This is a genomic window from Paracoccus yeei ATCC BAA-599, from assembly GCF_000622145.1.
Classification (GTDB): domain Bacteria; phylum Pseudomonadota; class Alphaproteobacteria; order Rhodobacterales; family Rhodobacteraceae; genus Paracoccus; species Paracoccus yeei.
The window spans coordinates 58384-81484 of record NZ_JHWH01000010.1; the positions used below are offsets into that span (position 1 = coordinate 58384).

Below are 23101 nucleotides of genomic sequence, written 5' to 3' on the forward strand. Positions count from 1 at the left end.
GATGATCGTCGCAGGCGTCGACTTCGGCACGCTCAGCGTGCGCGTTACCCTGATGGATTGCGACGACGGCGCGACGCTGGGCGGCGCGGTCGCCTCATATCCGCTGAAACGCAGCGCCGCCGATCCGCTGCTGGGCGCGCAGTCCCACGACGACCAGATGGACGCGCTGGCCCGCGCCATGCGCGAGGCGGTGGCCAAGGCGGGCATCCGGGGCGAGGCGGTGGCGGCGCTGGCCTGCGACACCACCGGATCAAGCGTCGTGATGGTCGACCGGGACCTGCGCCCGCTGGCCGACCATTACCTGTGGTGCGACCACCGCGCCCATCGCGAAGCCGAGGAGATCACCGCCCTTGGCCGCGCCGAGGGGCTCGAGGCGCTGAAATGGTGCGGCGGGACCTATTCGCACGAATGGGGCTATGCCAAGGTCCTGCATTTCCTGCGCCACAACCCGGACCTGCGGGACCGCTTCGCCACCGCGCTGGAACATTGCGACATGGTGGCGGCGACGCTGTGCGGCATCCACGATCCGGCCGATCTGCCGCGCAGCATCTGCGCGGCCGGGCACAAGTGGATGTATGGCGCCGCCTGGGGTGGGCTGCCGCCGCAGGATTTCCTGAGCCGCGTCGATCCGCTGCTGGACGGCATCAACGACCGCCTCGCGGGGCGCTTCCTGACCTCGGATGCCATCGCCGGGCACCTGTCGCCAGAATGGGCCGAACGGCTGGGGCTGCGGGCCGGCATCCCGATCCCGGTCGGCGCCTTTGACGCGCATTGGGACGCGGTGGGCGCGGGCGCGCGGCCCGGCGACATCGTGAACGTGGTCGGCACCTCGACCTGCATCATCGCCATGGGACCGCTGGGCTTTCCGCCGGTGCCGGGCCTGTGCGGCGTGGTGCCGGGCAGCGTCCTGCCCGGCTGGACCGGGATCGAGGCCGGCCAGTCCGCCACCGGCGACGTCTTCGACGCCATCGCCCGGCGCGCCGGACGCGACGTGGCGGGGCTATGTGCCGAGGTCGCCCACCTGCCCCCCGGCGGCAGCGGGCTGATGCGGCTGAACTGGGACAATGGCGACCGCACGGTGCTGGTGCGCCCGGACCTGGGCGCGGTCACGCTGGGCTGGGACCTGAACCACACCGCCGCGGACGAGATGCACGCCGCGATCGAGGGCATGGCCATGCATGTCCGCATCATCACCGAGCGCATCGAGCAGGGCGGGATGGAAACCGCCCGCATCGTCAATGCCGGCGGCATCCCGCAGCGCAACGACCTGCTGAACCAGGTCTATGCCGATGTGCTGGGGCGCGAAGTGCATGTCCCCGCCCAGTCCCCCGTGGGCACCGGCTCGTGCATCTTTGCCGCGATGGCGGCGGGGGCCTTCGACACGTTCCAGGCGGCACAGCAGGTCCTGTGCCCGCCCACCCGGGTGTTTTTCCCGCGTGGCGGCTATGACGCTCTGAACGCCCTGTTCCGCGACCTTTACTTCGGCCTGGGCGAAGGGCGGCCGCTGGACCTGGCGGGGGTTCTGCCGCAGCTGCGGGCCTTTCGCCTGCAAGGCGCCGGGGCGCGCGGCCATGGCTAGCGCGTCTTGCGCCCTGCTACTTGACCGCCAGCCCGGCGGTCAGCCCGCCGTCGATGCCATAGTCGGCGCCGGTGATGAAGCCCGCGCGGTCCGAGCACAGGAAGGCCACCAGTTCGGCCACCTCCTCGGGCTCGCCGATCCGTCCCAGGGGATGGGCCGCGCCGAAGCGGGCAAAGACCTCGTCCTGCGGCAGTTCGGCGCCCAGCTTGCGCGCCGCCAACTCCAGGATCGGCGTGCGGACCGACCCGGGCGAGACCGAGTTCACCCGCACCCCGGCCGCCGCATGGTCCAGCGCCATCGCGCGGGTCAGCGCATGGATCGCCCCCTTGCTTGCGACATAGGCCGCGACGCCCTGCTGGCAGGCGTGACCCTGGGCCGAGGACAGGTTGACGATGGCGCCGCCGCCCCGCCGCGCCATTTCCGGGATGCCGAAGCGGCCGGTCAGCACGATGCCACCCACGTTGACCGCCATGCAGCGCGTGAAATCGTCCCAGTCCGTGTCCAGCGCCGTGCCATAGGGATGGACGGCGGCGGCGTTCACGATGATGTCGAGCCCGCCGAACAGATCGACCGCCTCGGCCACCGCAGCCTCGACCGAGGTGTCGTCGGCCACGTCCAACGCCAGCGCCGTGATCGACAGGCCCCGCGCGACCGCCATGGCCGCAAGCTCCTGGTTGGCGGCGATGTCGATGCCGCCGGCCAGCACTTCGGCCCCGCCCTGCGCCAGCCGGATCGCGCTGGCCCGCCCGATCCCCGTGGTCCCCGTCACCAGCGCGACCTTGCCCGCAAATTCACGCTCTGCCATCCGCCCGTCTCCCTGTCCTGCCCGGCAATCCTATCGGTTTCGCGCGGGAATTGAAGGGGGCGGCCGACACCATCCAAAGCCATGGAAAGCACTTCATGAAACGCTCGGAAGTCAATGATATCCTTCGCCAGGGCCAGGCCTTCATCCAGTCCTTCGGCTGGCATCTGCCGCCCTTTGCCGACTGGACGCCCGACCAGTTCCGCGCACGCGCCGATCAGGCGCAAGCCATCCTGTCGGCCGGTCTGGGCTGGGACCTGACCGATTTCGGACAGGGCCACTATGCGCGCACCGGGCTTTTCCTGTTCACGGCGCGCAATGGGTCCGCGGCCGACCTGCAGGCCGGGCGCGGCATGTGCTATGCCGAAAAGATCATGTGGGTGCGCGACGGCCAGGTGACCCCCATGCACCGCCACATCGTCAAGGCCGAGGACATCATCAACCGCGGCGGCGGCGATCTGGTGCTGAAGGTCCACGGCGCGCAAGCCGACGGCACGGTCTGCCGCGACCGGCCCGTGACGGTGGCCTGCGACGGCCTGCCCCGGCAGATCGGGCCCGACCAGCACCTGCGGCTGAAGCCCGGCGAAAGCGTCACCCTGCTGCCCGGCGTCTGGCACAGCTTCTGGGCCGAGGCGGGCGACGCGCTGGTGGGCGAGGTCTCGACCGTGAACGACGATATGACCGACAATGTCTTCGAGGCCCCTGTCGGCCGCTTCGCCCGCATCGACGAGGACGAGGCGCCCTGGCGGCTGCTGGTGTCGGACTATGGGGGATTCTGACGGGTTCCGCCTTGCGCGACTGGCGGTCTTGTTGGATAACGCCCGCAAGCAAGAACAGAGGTTCCCGCCATGCGAGTCCGTATCTACAAGCCTGCGCGCAACGCGATGCAATCCGGCATCGCCCGCACCAAGCTTTGGGTGCTTGAATTTCCGGCAGACGATTCGCGCGAGATCGACCCGCTGATGGGCTGGACCAGCAGCGACGACACACAAAGCCAGGTCCGCCTGCGGTTCGAGACGCGCAAGCAGGCCGAGGACTATGCCCGCGAGAAGGGCCTGGAGTTCGAGGTGATCGAGCCCCACTCTCGCGCCCCGAACGTCCGTCCCCGCGGCTACGGCGAAAACTTCGCCCCCGACCGCCGCGCGCCCTGGACGCACTAACAGGCGCAGGTCCAAGGCTGGGCCCAGCGGCCCGGGATCGGGCGCGGGCTTGTCGCGTTGTTAGCCAGAATTCGCACAACGTCATCCCCGGCGAGGTACGGGCGACCATCGACCTGCCCCACCCCTTGGACGCGGTGCTGGAGCGGATGCAGGCCGAGGTCGGGGCGCTGGTGCAGAACGTCGCCGCAGCGGTCTGGCTTGCACACCGCGCCGGTGGTGTTCGACGCCGGATGCATCGCCTCGGTCAGGGCGGGAGCGACGATGGGGCTTTAGATGCGTGACCTCGTCTCGGGCGCCGGCCATGATGCGGCCCATGCGGCGGCCGTGGCGCCGACGACGATGATCTTCGTGCCCTGCAAGGATGGGCTGTCCCACAACCCCGCGGAATCGACCAGGCCCAAGGAATGTGCCGCCGGGACGCAGGTGCTGCTGAACGTGGTGCTGGGCTGTGATCGCCGCATGGCCGAGGCCCGCAAGGAGGCCGTCGCCATGCCGCGCCGGGGTATCCGTCGCCTACCCTGCATCGCTTCACCGCCATCATCCGCACTCCTGGCACTTTTCCGGATACCGCGAGTTACAACCTCAGGTTCAGATCGTCAGGGTCGCGAACCATGTGAGATGAACGATTGCACGACAGGTTGCTTGCGACTTTCATGAGCTTCCGCGGGAGGCGGATCCAATGTCCTTTGCATCTGCATATGAACGCTATTTCGTCGGTCTGGTGAACCAGGCCCGTCAGGCCGAGGGGCACTCGGCTTTGCGCATCGACAAAAGGCTGAACGACTCGTCCGAGGGCCACAGCCGCTGGATGCTGCAGGCCGACGTCTTCTCGCATACCGGCCAGGGTGGCTCATCCTCGCGCGAGCGGATCGAGGCGGCGGGCTTTCCGCTGGTCGGCGACTGGCACACCGCCGAAAACATCGCCTATGTCGGCATCTCGGGCGAGGGTGACCTGAAGGACGAGATCCGGGCCCTGCACCGGATGTTGCTGGAAAGCCCCGGCCACTATGCCAATATCTTGGGCGACAGCGCCTATATCGGCATCGGTCTTGAAGTTGGCTATCTTCGTGTCAACGGCCAGAACCATCGGGTCCTGATGGCGACGCAGAATTTCGGTGACACCGATGGCCAGCTGCGCGTCGATACCGGAACCTTCACCAAGGTTCCGGACCCCGGTTCCAGCCTGACCATGTCCACCCGGGCGCAATGGTTGCAGGGCTTTGACGGCAATGTCTTTGTAACCCCTGGCCCATCGCAGGCGACGGTCCGGAACGACGACTATCGCCTGACCGCGCGCAATGACGTGGCCTGGGCGGCCGCGGGCAATGACTGGATAGATGGAGGGGCGGGAAATGATCGCCTGGCAGGCGGGGCGGGAAATGACCGCCTGATCGGCGGGCTGGGCTTTGACACCCTTCAGGGCGGCGCCGGGAAAGACACGCTGCAGGGCGATTATGGCAATGACAACCTGGGCGGAAACGACGGGAACGACCAACTGCGGGGCGGTGCGGGCGAGGACCTTATGGCGGGCCACGCCGGAAACGACTGGCTGATCGGCAATGAAGGGCGTGACACGCTTTATGGCGGTGACGACAATGACACCCTGCAGGGCGGGCCGGGTAACGACATGCTGATCGGAGGGCCGGGGGCGGACGTGTTCATCTTTCGCGCGGGCCAAGGCGCCGACACGATCAGCGGCTATCAGCGCGGTGTCGACCGCCTGCTGATCGGCGATGCGCTGCTGGATGACAACCCTGCTGCATTCATCCGGGACCACATGTCAAAAACCGCCACAGGGGTGGTCCTTGACTTTGGCAACGCCGGGCGCATCGTCGTCAACGGGCCGAACCTGACAGTGGCGGGAGTGGCAGACGACATCTTCTCGATCTGAGGCGCGACCGCCAGAGCCTGGCCGGGGGCTGGAGGACCGAACCTGGATGTTTCTACTGCCCTCGGCCGCACCGGACCAGGGCGCGCGGCACGTTTCTGACCAATCCCCGACACGAGCCGTTGCGCTTCACGTTCCTGCTCGCGCCGAACTTTTCGATGATGAGCCCGAGTTCGGAAATCGAGCCGATCCGGGTCGCAAATCGCTTGCTCGGCAGACCCGCCTTTGAATGGAGCACCAGCAGCATCGACGGCAGAGCGTCCATCGCATCGAACGGCCTGCCGCTTGCCGCCGAACGCATCGAGGATGTGATCTCCAGGACCGATGCCATGATCCTGTGCGGCGGCACGCGGCTGCCCGAGGCTGACGAAGGTCCGGCCCGAGATGTCCTTGAGAAGGGCCTCAAGTTCGGGATGGGCGGCCAGCACCTCTTCGGTCGCAACCGAGGCCATTACCTGCGGGATATGACAGGTCCTGTCATCCTCAAGCAGCACGAAGTCGAAAGCCGGAATGCGGCCATCGATGAAAAAGACCAGCCCCACCTCGACCTGTCCGTCGCGCAGCGCCTGATAGATCAGCCCCGAACCCATGCGGGCAATGGTCCTGCGCGGGAACTTGCGGCCATATGCATCCTGCATCGGCATCAACCCGTCCTTGCGTCCGTAGAATTCGGCATTGCAGCCCAAGGTGATGTCCATGCCCGCGTTGATTGCCGCAGCCAGATCGCTGGTGGTGCGCAGGCCGAGCCTTTGGGCCGTTTCGCGGCACATAGGTGTCGTTCACCGCTGAACTGTCCAACCATGCGAGGTGTTGGCCGCATCAAGTTCACTCAGCTTCGCATCTCATCCCGTGGCACGCTGGCGTCTCGTGATAGTTCACAAGGTCCGGCCCGGTATATTTTCAGTAAAGATCGATCTGTCGCGACACGATCGCCTCACGGATGACGGTGCTGCCAAGGCCAGAACGAAGATCGGCCTCAAATCCCTTCGCCTCCAGATACTGCTTGGTGATCTCGGCAACCAGAATGTTCTCGGTGAACGCCTTTGATCCCAGCTTGATCGGTCCAGCATCTGCGCCGACGGGCGACGGTGGACAGCATTGCCGCGACGATGGCAGAAGGAAATCTGCGCATTTCAACTTCCTGTTCTGATTTATCACCTAATCCCGTCAAGCACCGGAATGCATCGATTGGAAGGCGGCGCCGGGGGCTGTCGGTCGTGTCGGAGGGGCATGTTCTGGCATCGCAAGCCTTCGCTTGTCCTGCGAATCTCGCTTTTCTTGCAGCCGGATGCACTACGAAAATCGTCAATCTCGTCTCATGAATCGACATCGCAAGGATGATCGCCACACCAGGGGCGTATGAGCCAGCCCGCCGCCGCTGAGCGAGGGGGTGATCTGGCCACGACCAACGCCTTTACACCGACATGATCGGATTGCCCCTCAGGCAGAAGTATTTCGCGCGCCACGGCAGCCATCCCGGAAATTCGCAGGCGGGGCTGGCCTACGACCGGATCTGGTTGGGCGGATAGGCCGCTCTCCCACACGCCGCGCGGAGATCACAATGCCAGGTTGAGATACTTGATCTCCATATACTCCTCCAACCCGTATTTCGATCCCTCGCGCCCCAGGCCCGAGGCCTTCACCCCGCCGAAGGGGGCGACCTCGTTCGAGATGGCGCCCGAATTGACCCCGACCATGCCGTATTCCAGCGCCTCCGCCACGCGAAAGATCCGGCCCAGGTCACGGGTGTAGAAATAGGCGGCCAGCCCGAATTCGGTGTCATTGGCATGGCCGATCGCCTCGGCCTCGTCAGAGAAACGCAGCAGCGGTGCCAGGGGGCCAAAGGTCTCCTCGCGCGCGACCAGGGCATCCGGCGGAACCTCGGTCAGGATGGTCGGCTGAAAGAAGGTGCCGCCCAGATCGTGGGGCCTGCCGCCGGCAAGGACCCGGGCGCCCTTGGCCACGGCGTCGTCGATGTGCGACTGGATTTTCCGGACCGCACCGGCATCGATCAGCGGGCCTATCGTCACGCCATCCTGCAGCCCGTCGCCGACCCGGAGCCTCGCCACCGCCGCCACCAGCTTTTCCGCGAAAGCGTCGTAAACCCGCTCATGGACGTAAAACCGATTGGCGCAGACGCAGGTCTGGCCGTTGTTGCGGTATTTCGCTATCAGCGCGCCCTCGACCGCGGCGTCCAGGTCGGCATCCTCGAAGACGATGAAGGGCGCGTTGCCACCAAGCTCCAGCGACAGTTTCTTGATGTCATGCGCGCATTGCGCCATCAGCAGCCGGCCCACGTCGGTCGAGCCGGTGAAGCTCAGCTTGCGCACGGCGGGATTGCCGGTCAGCTCGCCGCCGATCTCGACCGCCGCGCCGGTGACGACGTTGAGGACGCCCGCCGGGATGCCGGCGCGCTCGGCCAGGTCGGCAAGCGCCAGCGCGGAAAAAGGCGTCTGCGGCGCGGGCTTCAGGACCATGGTGCAGCCCGCCGCCAGCGCCGGCGCCGCCTTGCGCGTCACCATGGCCGCAGGGAAGTTCCACGGCGTGATCGCGGCGGTAACGCCGATGGGCTGCTTCAGCACCAGGATGCGCCGGTCGGCCTGCGGCGCGGGGATGATGTCGCCGTACGCCCGCTTGGCCTCTTCCGCGAACCATTCGACAAAGCTCGCGGCATAGACGATCTCGCCCCGTGCCTCGGCCAGCGGCTTGCCCTGTTCCAGCACCATCAGATGCGCCAGGTCGTCCCGATGCGCGATCATCAGTTCGAACCAGCGGCGCAGCCGCGCGGCGCGGTCCTTGGCCGCAAGCGCCCGCCAGGGGCCAAGCGCGCGCTCGGCCGCGGCAATCGCCCGCCGGGTTTCCGCCGCGCCCATGACGGGCACCGTGCCGACGGGTCGGCCATTCGCGGGGTTGCGGATGTTCTGGACCTCGCCGCTGTCGGCATCAGTCCAGCTGCCATCGACATAGGCCTGCCGGCGCAAGAGGGCGGGATCAGTCATGCGGGGATATCCTTTTCTTGGCGTCGGGTTTTCTGCCCGCGACCTGCGGCAGTCCCAGGATCTCGGCGGCCTGAAGCGCCAGCCACAGCGCCGCCACATCCGCCGTGCTGGACAGCGAGCGTCCGGTCAGCGCCTCGATTCGGCGGATGCGATAGGTCAGGCTGGCCTTGTGGATGTTGAGCCGCGCCGCCGCCTCTTTCCACGACCGGTTCTGTTCCAGAAACACCTTGAGCGTATGCAGCAGGGCGGCGCGGGATTCCTCGTCATGTTCGGCCAGGGGGCCGAGGACGCGGCGAAAGGTCTCGCGCGCCTCATCAAGGTTCTGCGGCAGCCAGGGCAGATTGTCGGCCACGTCGGCATAGGCGACCAGCGGCTGGCCGGCATCGGCATGGGTGACGGCCAGCCGTGCCTCGCGCAGCGATTCCGCCAGCCGCTCGAAATAGCCGACCGGGGCGCTCAGCCCCATGTCGGCGCCCAGGATCGCCTGCACGCCCTCGGCGCTGCCCGCGGGCAGCAGCAGGAACAACTCCGTGCCCTGCGGCGACAGCAGCAAGGGGCGATCCCAGCGTTCGAACAGCACCGCCCCCTCGGGCAGAGAGAGCCCGCCGCGTCGGGCGACTGCCATATGGGCGCCGTCCAGCCGCATTCCGAATTGCGCCAGCTGCTTGCCCGCCTGCTGCCGGGTCAGGCGTTGGTTCAACAGATCCTCGAGCAGTTCCGACCCAAGGCGGATCGCGCGTTCATGTTCGACATGCCGGCGTTCCATGGCGATGCCGAGCACCGCCGAGATATGGTTCAGCAGGCTGTAGTCCAGCAGGTCGCGGCCGCGCCGGTGCGCCAGCAGCACGCAGCGCCGACGCGACGGGATCAGCACGCCCAGCATCTCGCCATCCTCCAGCGCAAAGCGACGCACCAGAGGCTGGGCCTTGCCGGCATCGGGCTTTTGCTGGCGCAGCATGTCGTGCAGCTGCGTCGGCAGGTCGCAGTCGCGCGGCAGCCAGACCTGCTGCGCCTGCGGGTCCCACAGGATCAGGTCGGCACGGACATCCGCCGACAGCCGTGCCAGCAGCGCGTCCAGGCCCATGCCCTCGATGGCAAGCCGCGCGCTGGCATAGATGCGGGTGATGGCGTTCCTGCGTTCGAATTCCTCGGCGCGCTGCGCGTCGATGACGGCGCGGGTAACGCTGGCAAAGGGCACGCCGTATTCCGTCATCAGCACGGGAAAGCCCAGATCCTCGGCGGTGTCCTGCAGGGCGTGCAGGTCGGCCGGGGCCTGCATGTTCTCGCCGATCATCATGCCCGCCAACCCGGCCTGCGCCAGCGCGCGGGCATAGTCGCGCTGCGCCTGGCCGTCGCGCGGGATGCCAAGGCCGGTGGTCATCAGCAGGTCGCCCTCGCCCAGCCATTCGGTCGGGTCGGCCAGTTCACAGACATGGGCCCAGCGGACCGGGCGGCCGGCCCCTGCGGCGCCGCTCAGCAGCCGGGTGCCAAGTTCGGGCATGTTGATGATATCCATGATGCTGAGGGTCATTGCGCGGCTCGTCTGTGGGCGGGAACAACCGGAGTGTAGGGCCGCGCCTGCAAAAGGACAGGACCGCGTGGGTCAGCGCAGGATCAGGGTCGGGTTCATCGGAAGCTCCCTTACGGCTTGTCTTCAAGTCCGGCAGGGGCAAGGCGGGCCAGAAGCCGGTCCAGCATGGCCGGGGCCCGGCCGCGCAACTCGGCCCGTTCCTTGCGGATCACCGCCTGGCGCACCATGCGGCCGCCAAGATAGCGGAAGGGCTCGGGCGGGAAGGCCTTGCAGCGGCGCCCGACCAGCGGGCTGCGCGCCCATTCGTCGTCGCGACCCAGCGCAAGGCTGGCCAGGATGCGCCCGCCCAGGCGGCTGGGGCCGACGCCATTGCCGCTCCAGCCGATGCCGTAAAGGATGTTCGGGTGGTGCTTGAGATGGCCCAGGACCGGCAGGCTGTCATAGGTGCGGTCGATCGGACCTGACCAGCCATGGCTGATCGCGCCCTGGTCCAGCATCGGATAGGTCGCCAGCAGGTCGGCGCGGGTCAGGGCGATGCTGTCGGCATCCTCGCTGAACCGCCCGTCAATGGCCGAGCCCCAGGACAGCGCCCCGGTCCCCTTGCCAAAGGCGATGCGCCCTTCGCGCGTGGTGCGATAGTAATCGACCAGAAGCTGCGAGTCGGTGATGGATTCGCCGCCGGTCCAGCCGATCCGGTCGAGCTGCGCGCCCAAGGGCCGCGTCACCACGATCGAGCTGTTGACCGGCGTGAACAGCCGGGCCAGTTCGGGGATCGCCGCCGCCCAGGCATTGGTCGCCAGAACCACCCGGTCGGCCAAGACCGTGCCGCCCGCCGTTTCCAGCCGAACCGGAGCGCCGGGCAGAATGCGCCGGACGGCGGTGTCTTCGTGGATCGCGACACCCGCCTGCAAGGCGACGCGGCGCATCCCCTGCACCAGCGCAAAGGGCTGCACGGTGGCGTTCGACGCCTCGAACACGCCGGCCAGATGGGTGGGCGAACCGGTGCGGCGGCGCAGCGCCTCGGCCTCGACGCGCTGGAACGGGGTGACGCCCAGGGCCGCGCAGGCCTTCAGCGTGCCGTCCCAGCTGTCCACATGTGCCGGTGTGGTCGCGGTCCACAGCCAGCCTTTCTGCACGAAATGCGCGTCTATGGCGTTTTCGCGGCAGAATTCGCCGATCTCGGAAATCGCGCTTTCGGCGGCGCGGCCCAGGAAAAGCGCCTGGTCCGCGCTGCAGAACGCCCGCAAGGATGCGATCTTGGGCCACCAGGACATGACAAAGCCGCCATTCCTGCCCGAGGCCCCGCCCCCGCAGATATCCTGTTCCAGCACCACGACGCGGCAGTCGGGTTCGTTTTGTCTGATCGCCAGCGCGGTCCACAGCCCGACAAAGCCGCCGCCGATGATCGCCACATCGGCGCGCGCCTCGCCCGCAAGCGGTGTGCAAGGCACACCCGCCGGGACGGAGTCCTGCCAATAGCTGCGCTTCAGAGGTTTCGAGATGCGAAGTTTCATAGGTCTCTTCCCTGTCCCTTGCCCGCGGGCAAAAGGCTTCTGCTGGCGGCGCGGGGGAACGCCCGCGCCGCCGGGATTGCAAGGAGGGGTCGGGGTCAGCCCCGCAGCGCGGCGGTGGCCTGCTGGTCCACGGTCAGCGTCGCGGGGTCGATGACCACGCCGTAAAGCGCCTTCGCCGCATCGATGCTGATGTATTCGTCGAGCACGTCTTCCAGCACGTCCTCGACCTTGCGCTTGTGCGGGTTGCCCCAGCCGCCGCCGCCGGTGCTTTCGAACATGAAGGTCTCGTTCGGGCCGAACTTGTGGGACGCAAGCAAGGGGTTGTGCCAGGTGCCGTCGGCGCCGGTGCCGCCGATCACCCGCAGGCTGCCGTCGGCGCCGATATGGCTGGACCGCTGCACCGCGCTTTCCAGGCCTCCCGCCGCGCCGGGGCTGCCCGACAGCGTTCGCGAGGTCTCCATCCCCAACTCGCCGCCGCCGAAGAAGCGCACCTTGAAGACCGAGCCCAAGCCGCCGCGATACTGCCCCGCGCCGGCGGAGTCCTGGCGCAGTTCGAAGGCTTCATAGGCGATGGGAAAGAACAGCTCGGCGGTTTCGGCCGCCATGTTCATGCAGTTGCCCAGGGGGTCCATGGTCACGTTCATGCCGTCGGAATAGGGCGTGCCGCCCCAGCCGCCGGCCGGCAGGTCGGAAAACACGTCCGCCCGGCCCTGGTCGTCGACGCAGCTGGCGACGAACCAGTTCGCATCGGCGCAGGTCGAGCCCGTCACCCGTTCGGGGATCGCCTTGGCCAGCGCCTGCCAGATCGCGCTGGTGATCTTCGATGCCGTCAGCGTGGTGCAGCCGATGGTCGGCGCGGGCCATGTCGCGTTCAGCCAGCAGCCTTCGGGCAGGACCACCTCGATGGGGTTGAACAGGCCCTGGTTCTGCGGCGCATCCGGCGCCAGGAAGAATTGCAGCGAATAGAGCGCCGCCGACATGGTATTGGCCTTGGGCGAGTTGATCGCGCCCTGGCACATCGGGTCGGTGCCGGTGAAATCGACCTTGATCGCGTCGTCCAGGATTTCCAGCTTGACCCGGACCTTGACCCGGTTCTGGCTGATGCCGTCGGTGTCGGCGTAATCCTCGGCCTCGTAGATGCCGTTCGGGATGGTGCGGATGCTCTCGCGCACCATCTTTTCGGTATAGGCCTGGATCTTCTTCATCGCCGCGCGGACGGTATCGACGCCGTAGCGGTCGCAGGCGCGCTGCATTTCCTGCTCGGCCGCCAGCAGGGCGCCCAGATGGGCCTGCACGTCGCCCTTGATGAAATGCGGCGTGCGCGAGTTGTTCAGGATGATCGCCAGCAGGTCCTCGTTCAGCTTGCCGCCGGAATAGATCTTCAGCGGTGGCAGCCGCAGCCCCTCGGCGGCGATATGGGTGGAAAACGCCTGCCCGCCGGCACCGCCGCCGCCCAGGTCCATCCAGTGGCCGCGGCTGACGCCATAGCCGATCAGCGCGCCCTTGTAGAAGATCGGCTTGGTGAAGGTGATGTCGTTGATATGCGTGCCGCCCCGATAGGGGTCGTTCAGCACCAGCACGTCGCCTTCGTGCACGTTCTGCGGCCCGACACCCTTGACTGCCTCCTCGGCCGAGAACTTCATCGCGGCCAGGTGCACCGGGCAGTTCGCCGCCTGGCTGAGCAGTTGTAGGTCAGCGTCATAGATCGCGTTCGAAAAGTCCAGCATGTCCGCCAGGATCGGCGAAAAGGACGACCGTTGCAGCACCGTGGCCATCCGGTCCGAGGCGAATTCGAAGATGCTGCGCATGACCTCGAAGGTGATCGGGTCGATGTCGATATCGCTGTGTTGGCTCATGTCTTTCCCCTCCCTCAGATTTCGATGTCGATGATCAGCGCGCCCATCGCGTTGACATGGGCCTGCGTCCTCGGTGGCAGCACGGTGCAGGCGTGGTCGTATTCGATGATCGCCGGACCGGTGATGCGGTGATGCGTGGTCAGCGCCTCGCCTTCGTAGACGTCGCAGGGCGTCCATTCGCCGTCGAAATAGACCTCGCGCCGGCCCTTCAGCGCGGCCCGGTCGTCTTCGGAATAATGCAGCTCGACCGGCGGCGGATCGTCCATGCGGCCGATGGCGGTCACGCTGAACGAGACGAAGGCCGGCGCGAAGTCGTCCGAGCTGACGCCGAATTCCTGGCGGTGGACATTGTGGAATTCATCCTCGATGCCGGGCAGATCGGCGGCGGTCAGGACGCCCCTGGGCAGCGGCGTGTCGACCTCGTAGGACTGGCCGACATAGCGCATCTGGGCGCTGCGGATGATCTCGATCCCCTCGGCATCGGCAAATCCCTGCTGGACCAGTTCCTTGCGGGCGCGGGATTCCAGGTCGTCCAGGATCGCGTTCACGCGGTCCAGATCGGCCTCCCTGACCGGGGCGTAATAGAACTGCTCGATGTCCTGGCGCAGGTCCATGACCGTCGCGCCGAAGGCCGAGGCGACGCCGGCATGCGGCGGCACGATGACCCTGGGGATGTTCATCGAGCGGGCGACGAAACAGGCCGCCAGCGCGCCGGCGCCGCCGAAGCTCGCGTAAACGAAATCGCGCGGGTCGCGGCCGCGGGCGACCAGCACCTTCTTGACCGCCTGCGCCATGTATTCGCAGCCGATGCGGATCATGCCCTCGGCGGTCGCCAGCATCGGCAGGCCGATCTCGGCGGCCAGCCGCTCCATCGCCGCGCGGGCGGCCTCGACGTCCAGGTCGATCTTGCCGTTCAGCGTCGGGTCCAGCCGGCCCAGCAGCAGGTTGGCGTCGGTGATGGTGGGCTGGGTGCCGCCGCGGCCATAGCAGACCGGGCCGGGGTCCGAGCCCGCGCTTTTCGGTCCGACGCGCAGCGAGCCACCGGCATCGACCCACCCGATGGACCCGCCGCCGGAACCGACGCTGTGGATGTCCAGCATCGGCACGACGATCGGCACCTCCCATTCCAGCTGGTGGTCGCGGGTAATCAGGCCCTTGCCATGCTCGACGATCGAGACGTCGAAGCTGGTGCCGCCGACATCGGTGTGCAGGATGCGGTCGAAGCCGCTCTGCTCGGTCAGGTAGCCGGCATAGGCGACGCCGCCGGCGGGGCCGGATTCCAGCATGTCCTCGGGGTGCTGGCGCGCCGCTTCGGCCGACATGACGCCGCCGCTGCTTTTCAGGATCAACAGCTTGCCGGTGAACCCGTTGGCCGCGAGCCGCTTTTCCAGGTCGTCCATGTACTTGACCATGACCGGCATGCAGGCGGCGCGGACGGCGGTGGTGACGAACCGCCCATGTTCGCGAAAGATCGGCCGCGTTTCCGAGGACAGCACGATATGCACGTCCGGGCAGGTCTCGCGCAGGATGTCGCGCATCTGCTCCTCGTGCCGGCCGCTGGCATAGGAGTTGATGAAGCCGATGGCGACCGACTGGATGCCGGCGGCCTTGATGCGCTCAGCCACCGCGCGGGCAGCCTCCACATCCAGCGGGCGCTCGGTCTGGCCGTGGACATTGGTGCGTTCCGGCACGGTGAAGCGGTAGCGGCGCTTGATGATCGGCTTGGGCTTGGTCTGATAGGGGTCATAGAGATGCTGGCGGTGCTGGCGCCCGATCTCGATGGTGTCGCGGAAACCCTCGGTGGTGATCAGCGCGGCATCCGGGTAGCTGCGTTCGATCAGCGCATTCGTCGCCGTCGTCGTGCCGTGCATCAGATAGGAAATGTCCGAGATGGCAATGCCGGCCTTTTCGATCGATTCCAGAACGGCGATTGAGCGGTCCTGCCTTGTCGTCAGGACTTTCGCGGTGACCTGCCTGCCGGTTTTCTCCTCCCAGGCAAACAGGTCCGTAAACGTCCCGCCGACGTCGATTCCGACCCTCCACATGGCGTCCTCCCTTGCGTGCTGTTGTAGGCTCGCCCGAGGATGTCCTTGTCGGAGACTTTTCGGCAATCATGCGAAAACAGGAATCGCGACGACCTGTTCATGCTTTCGCAGGATGCCGATCAGCGTCCGGAAGTCCTGTATGGGTCGTCCCTTGTGACCGCCATTGTTCAGGCCTTCGCTTCAAGGGCCCTGCCAGGCCGGACGAGCAAAGCTGCGCAGCCGCCGATGGCGATCAGCATCATGCCAAGCACGGTCCACAGGTCGGGCACGTCCCCGAAAAAGACGAACCCCCACAGGATCGCGAAGATCATGTAGCAGTATTCCAGCGTTGCGATGACCGCCGTCTGCGGCGACTGGTAGGCCATCGCCACGCCGATGGCGACGCCCACCATCAACAGCGCCAGCACCCCGATCACGCACCAGTCCTGCAGCGCCATGGGGCGCCAGCCGGCCAGAAGGAATGGAAAGTCCATGCCGGCCGGCGACAACCCCGCCCGGATCGCAAGAAGCGCCAGCCCGCCAAGGCCGAGAAACGCGACGTTCAGCCAGAACCCCATGACGACCGGGGTCATCGCCAGGCATCGGGCATTCGTGACGACGGCCGAGCAGGCATAGAAGAAGGCTGCCGCGACGGGCAGGATGACGACCGGGGTGAACGCCAGGCCGAACGGTCGCACGATCAGCAGCAGGCCGGCAAAGCCCAGCAGGATGGCAACCCCTTGAGACAGGGAAATCCTCTGTCCCAGAAACAGGGCCGACAGCGCGACGATGAAGAACGGCGCGGTATAGAATGCCGCCCCGGCCACCGACATGTCGATGAAGGCCAGCGCCGGATACATCGTAAGATACATCAGGATCAGCGCAAGGCTGCGGACGGCGACCCAGCCCGCGCCCGCCACCCGCACGCGCCCGCGGGCCAGCACCCACAGGATCGGCAGGACGACAAGCGACCTCAGTACCCATATCTGCCAAAGCGAGATGCCCGCGCTCCATTGCTTGATGATCGCATCGGTCAGTGCCATGGCGAAGACGGCCGGAACGATGGCGAGGGCCCCTTGCGGCAGGCGGTTCATTGCAGCTTCCTTGTTGGACATGTGCTTGCGTCAGGGGTGTCCAGGCCGCCTGCGCAAGCGACCAGGACCTTGTCATGGATCCAGACCGGCGCCTATCCGAACGACAGGACGGGCGCGCCGAAATGGGAAAGGTCGGGCGTCACGCCCAGGCCCGGGCCGGAGGGAATCCGGATCTGCCCGCCTTCGACACGCGGGCCGCATTCCGCATCATAATGGTGCGCGATATAGGGCTTGGCAATCCACGCCCCCTCGAACAGCTTCGGTGCGACGGTCGCGCCGACATGCACGCAGGCCGCCGCGATGATGTCGCCGCCCCAGTTGTCATCGACCGTGTGGGGCAGGTTCCGCGCCTCGCACAGGTCGCGCACCGTCAGCATGGCCGAGATGCCGCCGATCCGGGTGATCTTCATGCCGAAGCCGTCGGCAAGCCGCTCGCCGATCGCGCGGGCGACGGTGCTCACGTCCTCGGTCACCTCGTCCAGATACAGCGGATGGCACAGATGGGACCGGATGTTGGCGATCTCGTCCAGCGTGGCGCAGGGCTGTTCAAGGATCAGCGGAATGTCCCGGCAGCGCTGCGACAGCAGGATCGTGTCGCGCCCGGTCATGCCGCGATTGCCGTCGGCGGCCAGGCGGGTTCCCGGCTGCAGCACCTCGCCCACGCGCCGCAGGGTCTCGATGTCCTCTTCGACCTCTCGGCCCCCGATCTTGATCTGCAGGCGGCGATAGCCCTCGCGCTGGCGCTCTGCCGCGATGCGGGCCTGCTCGTCGGGCGATGCTACGGCGACGGCGTAATAGCTGGAAACGCTGTCGGCTGCGGCGCCGCCCAGCAGATCGCATAGCCTGCGGTCATAACGCTTGCCGGCCAGATCCCAGGCCGCGATGTCGATGGCGGCCTTGGCATAGCGATGGCCGTCCAGGGCGGCGTTCATCGCACGATTGAGCTGCACGACCAGCGTCGGGTCCTGGCCGATCAGCTTGGGCGCCATTTCCGCGATCGCGGCTTTCGCACCCAGCACATGCTGCGGCTGGTAGACCGGGCCGAGGGGGCAGACCTCTCCGTAGCCGACCAGGCCCGTATCCGTGACCAGTTCGACGATGACGCTTGTCAGCCGCGTCATGGGACCAGAGGACATGCGGTAGGTGCCGACGACCGGCAGGTCGGCGTCATAGACATGGATTGCGACGAGCTTCATCGACTGTTCCTTGCGATGCCGTTCAGGGTGCGAAGATGCCTGTGCGCCGCCTAGCTCAGGCGTTCGTCGAACGGATAGCGGGTCAGGTTCTCGTGGCCTGTTTCGGTGATCAGCACCTGGTCCTCGAGCTTGATCGAGAAGTCCCCTCCCTCGGGTGAGATCAGTGCCTCGACACAGAGCACCATGCCGGCCTCCAGCGGATAGTCGAATGCCCCTTCGACATACTGGTCGGGATAGGCCACCATCGGCCATTCGTCGCACAGGCCGACCCCGTGCATCATCAGCCCGTATTTCTGCTTCTGGCAGTTGTCGGGCAGCTTGTGGCCATTCATGACCACATCCCGGATCGCGACGCCGGGGCGCAGCAGGGACATGTTGTGGTCGATATGGGCGCGCGCCAGTTTCATGGCGTCGATCATGTCGGGACGGGGCGCCCGATCGCCGATCCACCAGGTGCGGCTGATATCGACGCACATGCCGTATGACCCGATAAGGTCCGTGTCGAAGGCCACGATCTCGTTTGGCTGGACGATGCGGGGGCCGCATTCCTGGAACCACGGGTTCGTGCGCACGCCCGAGGTCAGCAGGCGCGTCTCGATCCATTCCCCGCCGCGCCGGATGTTGCCGGCATGCAGGCAGGCCCAGATGTCATCCTCGGACATGTTGCCCTGGGGTACGCCGGCACGGGCGGCCTCCTCCATCTCGGCCACGGCGGCCTCGCAGGCGTGGACGGCGCAGCGGATCGCCAGGATCTCATCGGGGCTTTTTATGGCGCGGGCCTTTTCGGTCAGTTCCTCGCCGTCGACAACCTCGAAGCCCTGTGCCTCAAGGGCGCGCAGCCCGTGCAGCATGACCTTGTCCACGGCCAGGCGCCGGTTGTCGCCACCGTGTTCGCGCACAAGCGCGCGCACCTCGGCGGCAAAGCGGTCGGCCGCCGGGCCGATCTTGTCGCCGCGGTCGAAATAGAACAGGTCCGCCCCCGACCGCTGTTCGCGCACAAGCGGGTTGAAGGCCGAGAGGAAGGGCGAGCTTTTATAGTCCCAGATGACCATGTAGCCATCGGCGCAGACCAGCACGGCGCGGAACAGGTTGTGCGTGTTCCAAAGCTGCATGTTGGTCGAGTCGGTCGCATAGCGGATGTTCAGCGGATCGAACATCAGGACCGCGCCATAGTCGCGATCCACCACATGCCGGGTCAGCCGTTCCCAGCGATACTGGCGCATCCGTTCAAGGTTCGGGGCGGTCAGGCCCGCGCGGTCCCATTCCTCGAAGGCCAGGCGCGTGGGCCCGATTTCGATGCGGTCGGCGTTGTTCGGCGAACCGTCCGCCAGGGTGTCGCCGCGCTTAAGATCGATCTTGCCGGGGTCGATCTTGCGTCTTTCCCGAAAATGCTGCTGCATGGTGATGTGGCTCAGGTTGGGTTGGGATGCGTTCTCTGCCGGGCGAAGTCCTTCGCCGTCGGCAGCTATTCCGGGATGGTCAGGACGATCTTGCCGCCGGTACGCTTCGACAGGAACTCCTGCTGTGCGTCCACGATCCGCGCCAGGGGATAGGTGCTGGAGACGTTCGGCCGGATTTCACCGCGTTCGATATGGCCGATGAGATTCTCGAAGATCTCGTCCTCCTGGAAGGTGCAGCCGAAGAAGGACAGGTCCTTCAGATAGAGCGTGCGGACGTCCAGTTCGACCAGCGGGCCGCCGATGGCGCCCGCCACGGCGTAGCGACCACCGCGCCTGAGGGCATTCAGCAGGTCGGGGAAGCCCGGCCCGGCGACCACGTCCAGCACCGCATCCACCGAACCGGCGGGGAGATGATCGGCCAGCCTGTCCCCGCGCGGCACCACGCGATCCGCTCCCAGCGCCCTGAGCGCCTCGGCCTTGCTTGCCCCCGCAATGGCCGTGACGGTGGCGCCGCGGCGCTTCGCAAGCTGGATCGCGGCCGAGCCGACGCCGCCCGAAGCGCCGGTGACAAGCACATGGTCGCCCTTGCGGACCTGGGCACGGTCAACCAGCAGTTCCGCCGTGGAATAGGCGCAGGGGACCGAGGCGAGCTCGACATCGCTCCAGTCGCATTCCACCTTGTAGGTCTCGCGGGCTGGGGCCTTGGCGTATTGCGCGAAGCCGCCGTCGCATTCGGACCCGAACGTCCAGCACTCCCAGGGGCGATAGTCCACATGGCTGCGCAGCATGTTGCGCACCAGGACACGTTCGCCGATCCGTTCGCCGCTTACGCCGTCGCCGACCGCGACGATCCGGCCACAGCAATCGGCGCCCTGAATGCGCGGAAACGACAGCGCGGTCCCCGACCAGCTGGCATCGTCATCGTCCAGACTTTCGAACCCCTGCGCGCCTCCGGCCGAGGTTTCGGTTCTGACGGTCTTGGAATACCAGCCGATCCGCGTGTTGATGTCCGTGTTGTTGACACCTGCCGCCGCGACCTTGATCAGCACCTCGCCCGGCCCCGGCGTCGGCACCGGCACATCGTCCCGAACCTCAAGCTTCTCCAGGCCCCCATGCCCGGTCAGAAGGGCCGCGGTCATGGTTGCGGGCAGCGGGAACATGGGGGTCTGCGTCATGGTGCTCCTGTCAGGCCGGATGGGCGGTCGATGCTGGAGCAGATTGATGAATTGCACAAACGGGACAATACGCTAAATAATCGACTGTGAATTGACTTCCGTGCAACTCGTGATGAACGGACCATGAGACGCTACTTTGATCTGCCCTCCTTGACCGGACTGGAGGCGTTCGAGGCGGTGATGCGCCACGGCAGCCTGAAGCTTGCGACGACGGAATTGAACGTGACCTCTGGGGCAATCAGCCGCCAGATCAAGGCCTTGGAGGCCGAGCTTGGCGTACCGCTGTTCATCAGGACGGGGCGTGGCGTGCGCCCGACGCAGGCAGGAACCGAACTGTACGCGAGTGTAGCCGCCGGATTTTCCCGCATTGCGGATGTCGCGCGTGACATCAAGCGCGGGGATCGGTCCCGCAATGTCACGATCGCAACGACCGACACCACGGCCACCATGTGGCTGGTTCCGCGCATGCCCGAGTTCTGGCATCGTCACCCGGAAATCGTCATCAACCATCAACTCGCCGAGAACAGCCGGTACTTTCGGCCCGAAGAGGTGGAGCTTCGCATTCGTCACGGCATGGGCGGCTGGATCAACGACGTCATGGAGCCGCTGTTCGACGACTGGCTCTATCCCGTCTGCAGTCCGGCATTCGCCAAGCGCCACGCCGGTGCGACGGTGGCCGATCTTCCCGACATGCCGCTTCTGGACATCGACTGGGTCGCGCCCGACTGGGTGACATGGGAGCAGGCGCTGCTGCAGGGCGGTGTGTCGTCCCGGTCGTTCGCCGCCCGCCGCCTGGGAAAATTCAGCCTTGCCATGCAGGCCGCCGCGGCGGACCAGGGCGTGGCGATCGGCTGGCACCGCATGATCACGCCCATGCTGGAACGGGGCGAGCTGGTCCGTCTGACCGAACTGGTTTTTCGCGCACCCGGAACCTATTATCTGACCTGGCATCGCGGGCGCGCGCTGTCCCCCGCCGCCGAATTGCTCCGGGAGTGGGTCCATGAGCAGGCGGAAGCGGAACGGGCGCGGCCTCTCCCTTGGCAATCCGTCGAAGGCGGTGATTTCCGCGCGACGGGCGGGCGTGATCAGGGTGCCCAACTGAACCGGGCCGGGTTTGCCGGAGGCTGATTTGGGTTAGTTACGCGGCCAGGGGTTCAGTTTCCATAGCCGTGTAGAAGTTTGCCTCTGCTTCGGTAATCCTCACCGTTTTAACGGGGTTTGGCCGTAGAACTCACGCAGCCATTTTCAGTTTCTGTGCGGGCGTGATCGCGCCCGCCTGAGATGCCAAGAATATGGCATTCTATGAAATTTCCTGAAGTCTTGCTTTGTTCTCCATCCGAATCTTGAACGAATCCAGTGGCTTGGCTAGCTGTTTGATCCCACATTTTGATGGTGCGATCCTTTCTACGGAATGGAAAGAGGCCCTATGGGACAAGTTCGTCACGGGAGCGCCACGATTCACACTAGCTGTTTGATCCCACATTTTGATGGTGCGATCCTTTCTACGGAATGGAAAGAGGCCCTATGGGACAAGTTCGTCACGGGAGCGCCACGACTACGCAAAGCTGTTTGATCCCACATATTGATGGTGCGATCCTTTCTACGGAATGGAAAGAGGCCCTATGGGACAAGTTCGTCACGGGAGCGCCACGACTACGCACGCCGTCCGAGCAGCACGACAGCGATCGCAAGCTTCGCTCGCGGTGTTGAGCCGCGAGTTTGGCATCAATCCGAAGACAGTGGCCAAGTGGCGCAAGCGGGCGACAGTCGAGGATCTGAAGACCGGACCGAAGGAGCCCCGCTCGACCGTTCTGAGCCAGGCGGAGGAGGCGATGGTGGTCGCGTTTCGGCGGCACACCCTGTTGCCTCTGGACGATTGCCTCTACGCCCTGCAGCCGACGATCCCGCACCTGACCCGCTCGGCGCTGCACCGCTGCCTTCAGCGACATGGTATTTCCCGCCTGCCCGATGTCGAGGGCGACAAGCCGAAGCGGCAGCGCTTCAAACGCTATCCCATCGGGTTCTTCCACATCGACATCGCCGAGGTCCAAACCGCTGAGGGCAAGCTCTATCTCTTCGTGGCCATCGACCGCACCGGCAAGTTCGCCTTCACCCGGCTGGTCGAAAAGGCCGGCAAGATGGCTGCCGCCCAGTTTCTGCGCGATCTGGTCGCCGCTGTTCCCTACCGGCTGCATACCGTGCTGACCGACAACGGCGTCCAGTTCACCAATCACGCTCACCACACATACGCCTTCCACCACATCTTTAATCGCGTCTGCGACGAGAACGGCATCGAGCACAGGCTCACCAGGATCAACCATCCCTGGACCAATGGTCAGGTCGAGCGGATGAACCGAACGATCAAGGAGGGTGAAGCGGATCAGAAAACGATCCGGGGGATCGTTTTCCCGCTGAACATCAAACGCTTCCATTCCGACAGCCACGACCAGTTGCGCCGCCATCTCGCCGACTTCCTCGCGGCCTACAACTTCGCCCGAAGGCTCAAGACCCTCAACGGCCGCACGCCCTACGAATACATCTGCAAGGTCTGGACTTCAGAACCCGACAGATTCATCGTCAATCCGAGCCACCACATGCCGGGACTGAACAACTAGGGTTTTCGGCGAGGGGCCAAGGGGCTTCTGGCCACGGCCTTCAGTTTGCGACCCTGGCGGGATCGCGATAGTCGGGCGGCCCCACCACAGACCGCCCGACCAACTACAAAAACCAGGAACTCGTGACACCCGCTTGCACCACCGCAAGCGCAGCCGTTCCTAGAGTGATCGCAGCATGCTGCATACCTGCCATTAAACACAGCGCGGTTCGCGGGAACCAAATCGAGTTTCGGTTATCGCTTGTCCATCGCTCACGGACTTCATAGCC

18 protein-coding genes and 1 pseudogene are annotated in these 23101 nt (G+C 66.0%); 7 read left to right on the forward strand and 12 right to left on the reverse strand.

The annotated features are described in order from the left end of the window. The first annotated feature begins 1 nt into the window (after window position 1). Complete coding sequence (locus BU28_RS0107325; protein WP_036762297.1) at window positions 2-1579, forward strand: ribulokinase; 1578 nt, start codon at window positions 2-4, stop codon at window positions 1577-1579. Window positions 1580-1595: 16 nt separating this feature from the next. Here BU28_RS0107325 and BU28_RS0107330 read toward each other — a convergent pair whose 3' ends face one another. Beyond that, window positions 1596-2384, reverse strand: a complete 789-nt coding sequence (locus BU28_RS0107330; protein WP_028718893.1) for an SDR family NAD(P)-dependent oxidoreductase — start codon at window positions 2382-2384, stop codon at window positions 1596-1598. Window positions 2385-2479: 95 nt separating this feature from the next. Between BU28_RS0107330 and BU28_RS0107335 the strand changes: the two genes are divergently transcribed. The 4 genes from BU28_RS0107335 (at window position 2480) to BU28_RS24140 (ending at window position 5432) form a co-directional block, all read left to right on the forward strand. Beyond that, on the forward strand, window positions 2480-3160 hold the full coding sequence (locus BU28_RS0107335) for a D-lyxose/D-mannose family sugar isomerase (protein WP_028718894.1): 681 nt from the start codon (window positions 2480-2482) through the stop codon (window positions 3158-3160). A 69-nt stretch (window positions 3161-3229) separates the two neighbouring features. Beyond that, window positions 3230-3541 (forward strand): ETC complex I subunit, encoded by a 312-nt coding sequence (locus tag BU28_RS0107340; RefSeq protein WP_028718895.1) that lies wholly within the window; start codon window positions 3230-3232, stop codon window positions 3539-3541. Between the two features lie 273 nt (window positions 3542-3814). Next, a complete protein-coding gene (locus BU28_RS24515; protein WP_233145037.1) occupies window positions 3815-4198 on the forward strand; it encodes a M20/M25/M40 family metallo-hydrolase in 384 nt (127 codons plus the stop codon). Window positions 4199-4220: 22 nt separating this feature from the next. Then, complete coding sequence (locus BU28_RS24140; RefSeq protein ID WP_051577988.1) at window positions 4221-5432, forward strand: CAP domain-containing protein; 1212 nt, start codon at window positions 4221-4223, stop codon at window positions 5430-5432. 437 nt (window positions 5433-5869) lie between these two features. Here BU28_RS24140 and BU28_RS26770 read toward each other — a convergent pair. The 11 genes and pseudogenes from BU28_RS26770 to BU28_RS0107405 all read right to left on the reverse strand — a co-directional run. Continuing rightward, a pseudogene (locus tag BU28_RS26770) lies at window positions 5870-6199 on the reverse strand (glycine betaine ABC transporter substrate-binding protein); the annotation flags it as partial. Between the two features lie 130 nt (window positions 6200-6329). Beyond that, window positions 6330-6587 carry a glycine betaine ABC transporter substrate-binding protein gene (locus BU28_RS26600; protein ID WP_081791301.1) on the reverse strand — a complete coding sequence of 86 codons (258 nt, stop codon included), beginning with the start codon at window positions 6585-6587 and terminating at the stop codon, window positions 6330-6332. Between the two features lie 398 nt (window positions 6588-6985). Continuing rightward, on the reverse strand, window positions 6986-8428 hold the full coding sequence (gabD, locus tag BU28_RS0107365) for an NADP-dependent succinate-semialdehyde dehydrogenase (protein ID WP_028718899.1): 1443 nt from the start codon (window positions 8426-8428) through the stop codon (window positions 6986-6988). Then, entirely contained in the window at window positions 8421-9959 is a 1539-nt protein-coding gene (locus BU28_RS22350; protein ID WP_051577989.1) for a PucR family transcriptional regulator, read from the reverse strand. Before BU28_RS22350 ends, gabD begins: the two co-directional genes overlap by 8 nt. Window positions 9960-10069: 110 nt before the next feature. Beyond that, window positions 10070-11473 carry an NAD(P)/FAD-dependent oxidoreductase gene (locus BU28_RS0107375; RefSeq protein WP_028718900.1) on the reverse strand — a complete coding sequence of 468 codons (1404 nt, stop codon included), beginning with the start codon at window positions 11471-11473 and terminating at the stop codon, window positions 10070-10072. A gap of 95 nt (window positions 11474-11568) precedes the next feature. Next, window positions 11569-13329, reverse strand: a complete 1761-nt coding sequence (locus tag BU28_RS0107380) for a hydantoinase B/oxoprolinase family protein (RefSeq protein ID WP_028718901.1) — start codon at window positions 13327-13329, stop codon at window positions 11569-11571. Window positions 13330-13343: 14 nt separating this feature from the next. Further along, window positions 13344-15374 (reverse strand): hydantoinase/oxoprolinase family protein, encoded by a 2031-nt coding sequence (locus BU28_RS0107385; protein WP_036762302.1) that lies wholly within the window; start codon window positions 15372-15374, stop codon window positions 13344-13346. A 167-nt stretch (window positions 15375-15541) separates the two neighbouring features. Continuing rightward, window positions 15542-16447, reverse strand: coding sequence for a DMT family transporter (locus tag BU28_RS0107390; protein ID WP_198944983.1), 906 nt, complete (start codon window positions 16445-16447; stop codon window positions 15542-15544). A gap of 92 nt (window positions 16448-16539) precedes the next feature. Then, entirely contained in the window at window positions 16540-17643 is a 1104-nt protein-coding gene (locus BU28_RS0107395; protein ID WP_028718904.1) for a mandelate racemase/muconate lactonizing enzyme family protein, read from the reverse strand. Between the two features lie 50 nt (window positions 17644-17693). Then, window positions 17694-19043 (reverse strand): dimethylsulfonioproprionate lyase DddP, encoded by a 1350-nt coding sequence (gene dddP, locus BU28_RS0107400; RefSeq protein ID WP_028718905.1) that lies wholly within the window; start codon window positions 19041-19043, stop codon window positions 17694-17696. Between the two features lie 65 nt (window positions 19044-19108). Then, window positions 19109-20218, reverse strand: coding sequence for an alcohol dehydrogenase family protein (locus BU28_RS0107405; RefSeq protein ID WP_233145038.1), 1110 nt, complete (start codon window positions 20216-20218; stop codon window positions 19109-19111). A gap of 123 nt (window positions 20219-20341) precedes the next feature. Between BU28_RS0107405 and BU28_RS22355 the strand changes: the two genes are divergently transcribed. Both BU28_RS22355 and BU28_RS0107415 read left to right on the forward strand, forming a co-directional pair. Then, complete coding sequence (locus BU28_RS22355) at window positions 20342-21346, forward strand: LysR substrate-binding domain-containing protein (RefSeq protein WP_081791302.1); 1005 nt, start codon at window positions 20342-20344, stop codon at window positions 21344-21346. Between the two features lie 494 nt (window positions 21347-21840). Beyond that, window positions 21841-22833 (forward strand): IS481 family transposase, encoded by a 993-nt coding sequence (locus BU28_RS0107415; RefSeq protein ID WP_028718907.1) that lies wholly within the window; start codon window positions 21841-21843, stop codon window positions 22831-22833. Window positions 22834-23101 lie beyond the last annotated feature (268 nt).

What these genes read in the sequence shown, in the direction of transcription:
- BU28_RS0107325 (WP_036762297.1), top strand. Translation starts at nt 2, where the DNA reads ATGATCGTCGCAGGCGTCGACTTCGGCACGCTCAGCGTGCGCGTTACC.
- BU28_RS0107330 (WP_028718893.1), bottom strand. Translation starts at nt 2,384, where the DNA reads ATGGCAGAGCGTGAATTTGCGGGCAAGGTCGCGCTGGTGACGGGGACC.
- BU28_RS0107335 (WP_028718894.1), top strand. Translation starts at nt 2,480, where the DNA reads ATGAAACGCTCGGAAGTCAATGATATCCTTCGCCAGGGCCAGGCCTTC.
- BU28_RS0107340 (WP_028718895.1), top strand. Translation starts at nt 3,230, where the DNA reads ATGCGAGTCCGTATCTACAAGCCTGCGCGCAACGCGATGCAATCCGGC.
- BU28_RS24515 (WP_233145037.1), top strand. Translation starts at nt 3,815, where the DNA reads ATGCGTGACCTCGTCTCGGGCGCCGGCCATGATGCGGCCCATGCGGCG.
- BU28_RS24140 (WP_051577988.1), top strand. Translation starts at nt 4,221, where the DNA reads ATGTCCTTTGCATCTGCATATGAACGCTATTTCGTCGGTCTGGTGAAC.
- gabD (WP_028718899.1), bottom strand. Translation starts at nt 8,428, where the DNA reads ATGACTGATCCCGCCCTCTTGCGCCGGCAGGCCTATGTCGATGGCAGC.
- BU28_RS22350 (WP_051577989.1), bottom strand. Translation starts at nt 9,959, where the DNA reads ATGACCCTCAGCATCATGGATATCATCAACATGCCCGAACTTGGCACC.
- BU28_RS0107375 (WP_028718900.1), bottom strand. Translation starts at nt 11,473, where the DNA reads ATGAAACTTCGCATCTCGAAACCTCTGAAGCGCAGCTATTGGCAGGAC.
- BU28_RS0107380 (WP_028718901.1), bottom strand. Translation starts at nt 13,329, where the DNA reads ATGAGCCAACACAGCGATATCGACATCGACCCGATCACCTTCGAGGTC.
- BU28_RS0107385 (WP_036762302.1), bottom strand. Translation starts at nt 15,374, where the DNA reads ATGTGGAGGGTCGGAATCGACGTCGGCGGGACGTTTACGGACCTGTTT.
- BU28_RS0107390 (WP_198944983.1), bottom strand. Translation starts at nt 16,447, where the DNA reads ATGAACCGCCTGCCGCAAGGGGCCCTCGCCATCGTTCCGGCCGTCTTC.
- BU28_RS0107395 (WP_028718904.1), bottom strand. Translation starts at nt 17,643, where the DNA reads ATGAAGCTCGTCGCAATCCATGTCTATGACGCCGACCTGCCGGTCGTC.
- dddP (WP_028718905.1), bottom strand. Translation starts at nt 19,043, where the DNA reads ATGCAGCAGCATTTTCGGGAAAGACGCAAGATCGACCCCGGCAAGATC.
- BU28_RS0107405 (WP_233145038.1), bottom strand. Translation starts at nt 20,218, where the DNA reads ATGACGCAGACCCCCATGTTCCCGCTGCCCGCAACCATGACCGCGGCC.
- BU28_RS22355 (WP_081791302.1), top strand. Translation starts at nt 20,342, where the DNA reads ATGAGACGCTACTTTGATCTGCCCTCCTTGACCGGACTGGAGGCGTTC.
- BU28_RS0107415 (WP_028718907.1), top strand. Translation starts at nt 21,841, where the DNA reads ATGGGACAAGTTCGTCACGGGAGCGCCACGACTACGCACGCCGTCCGA.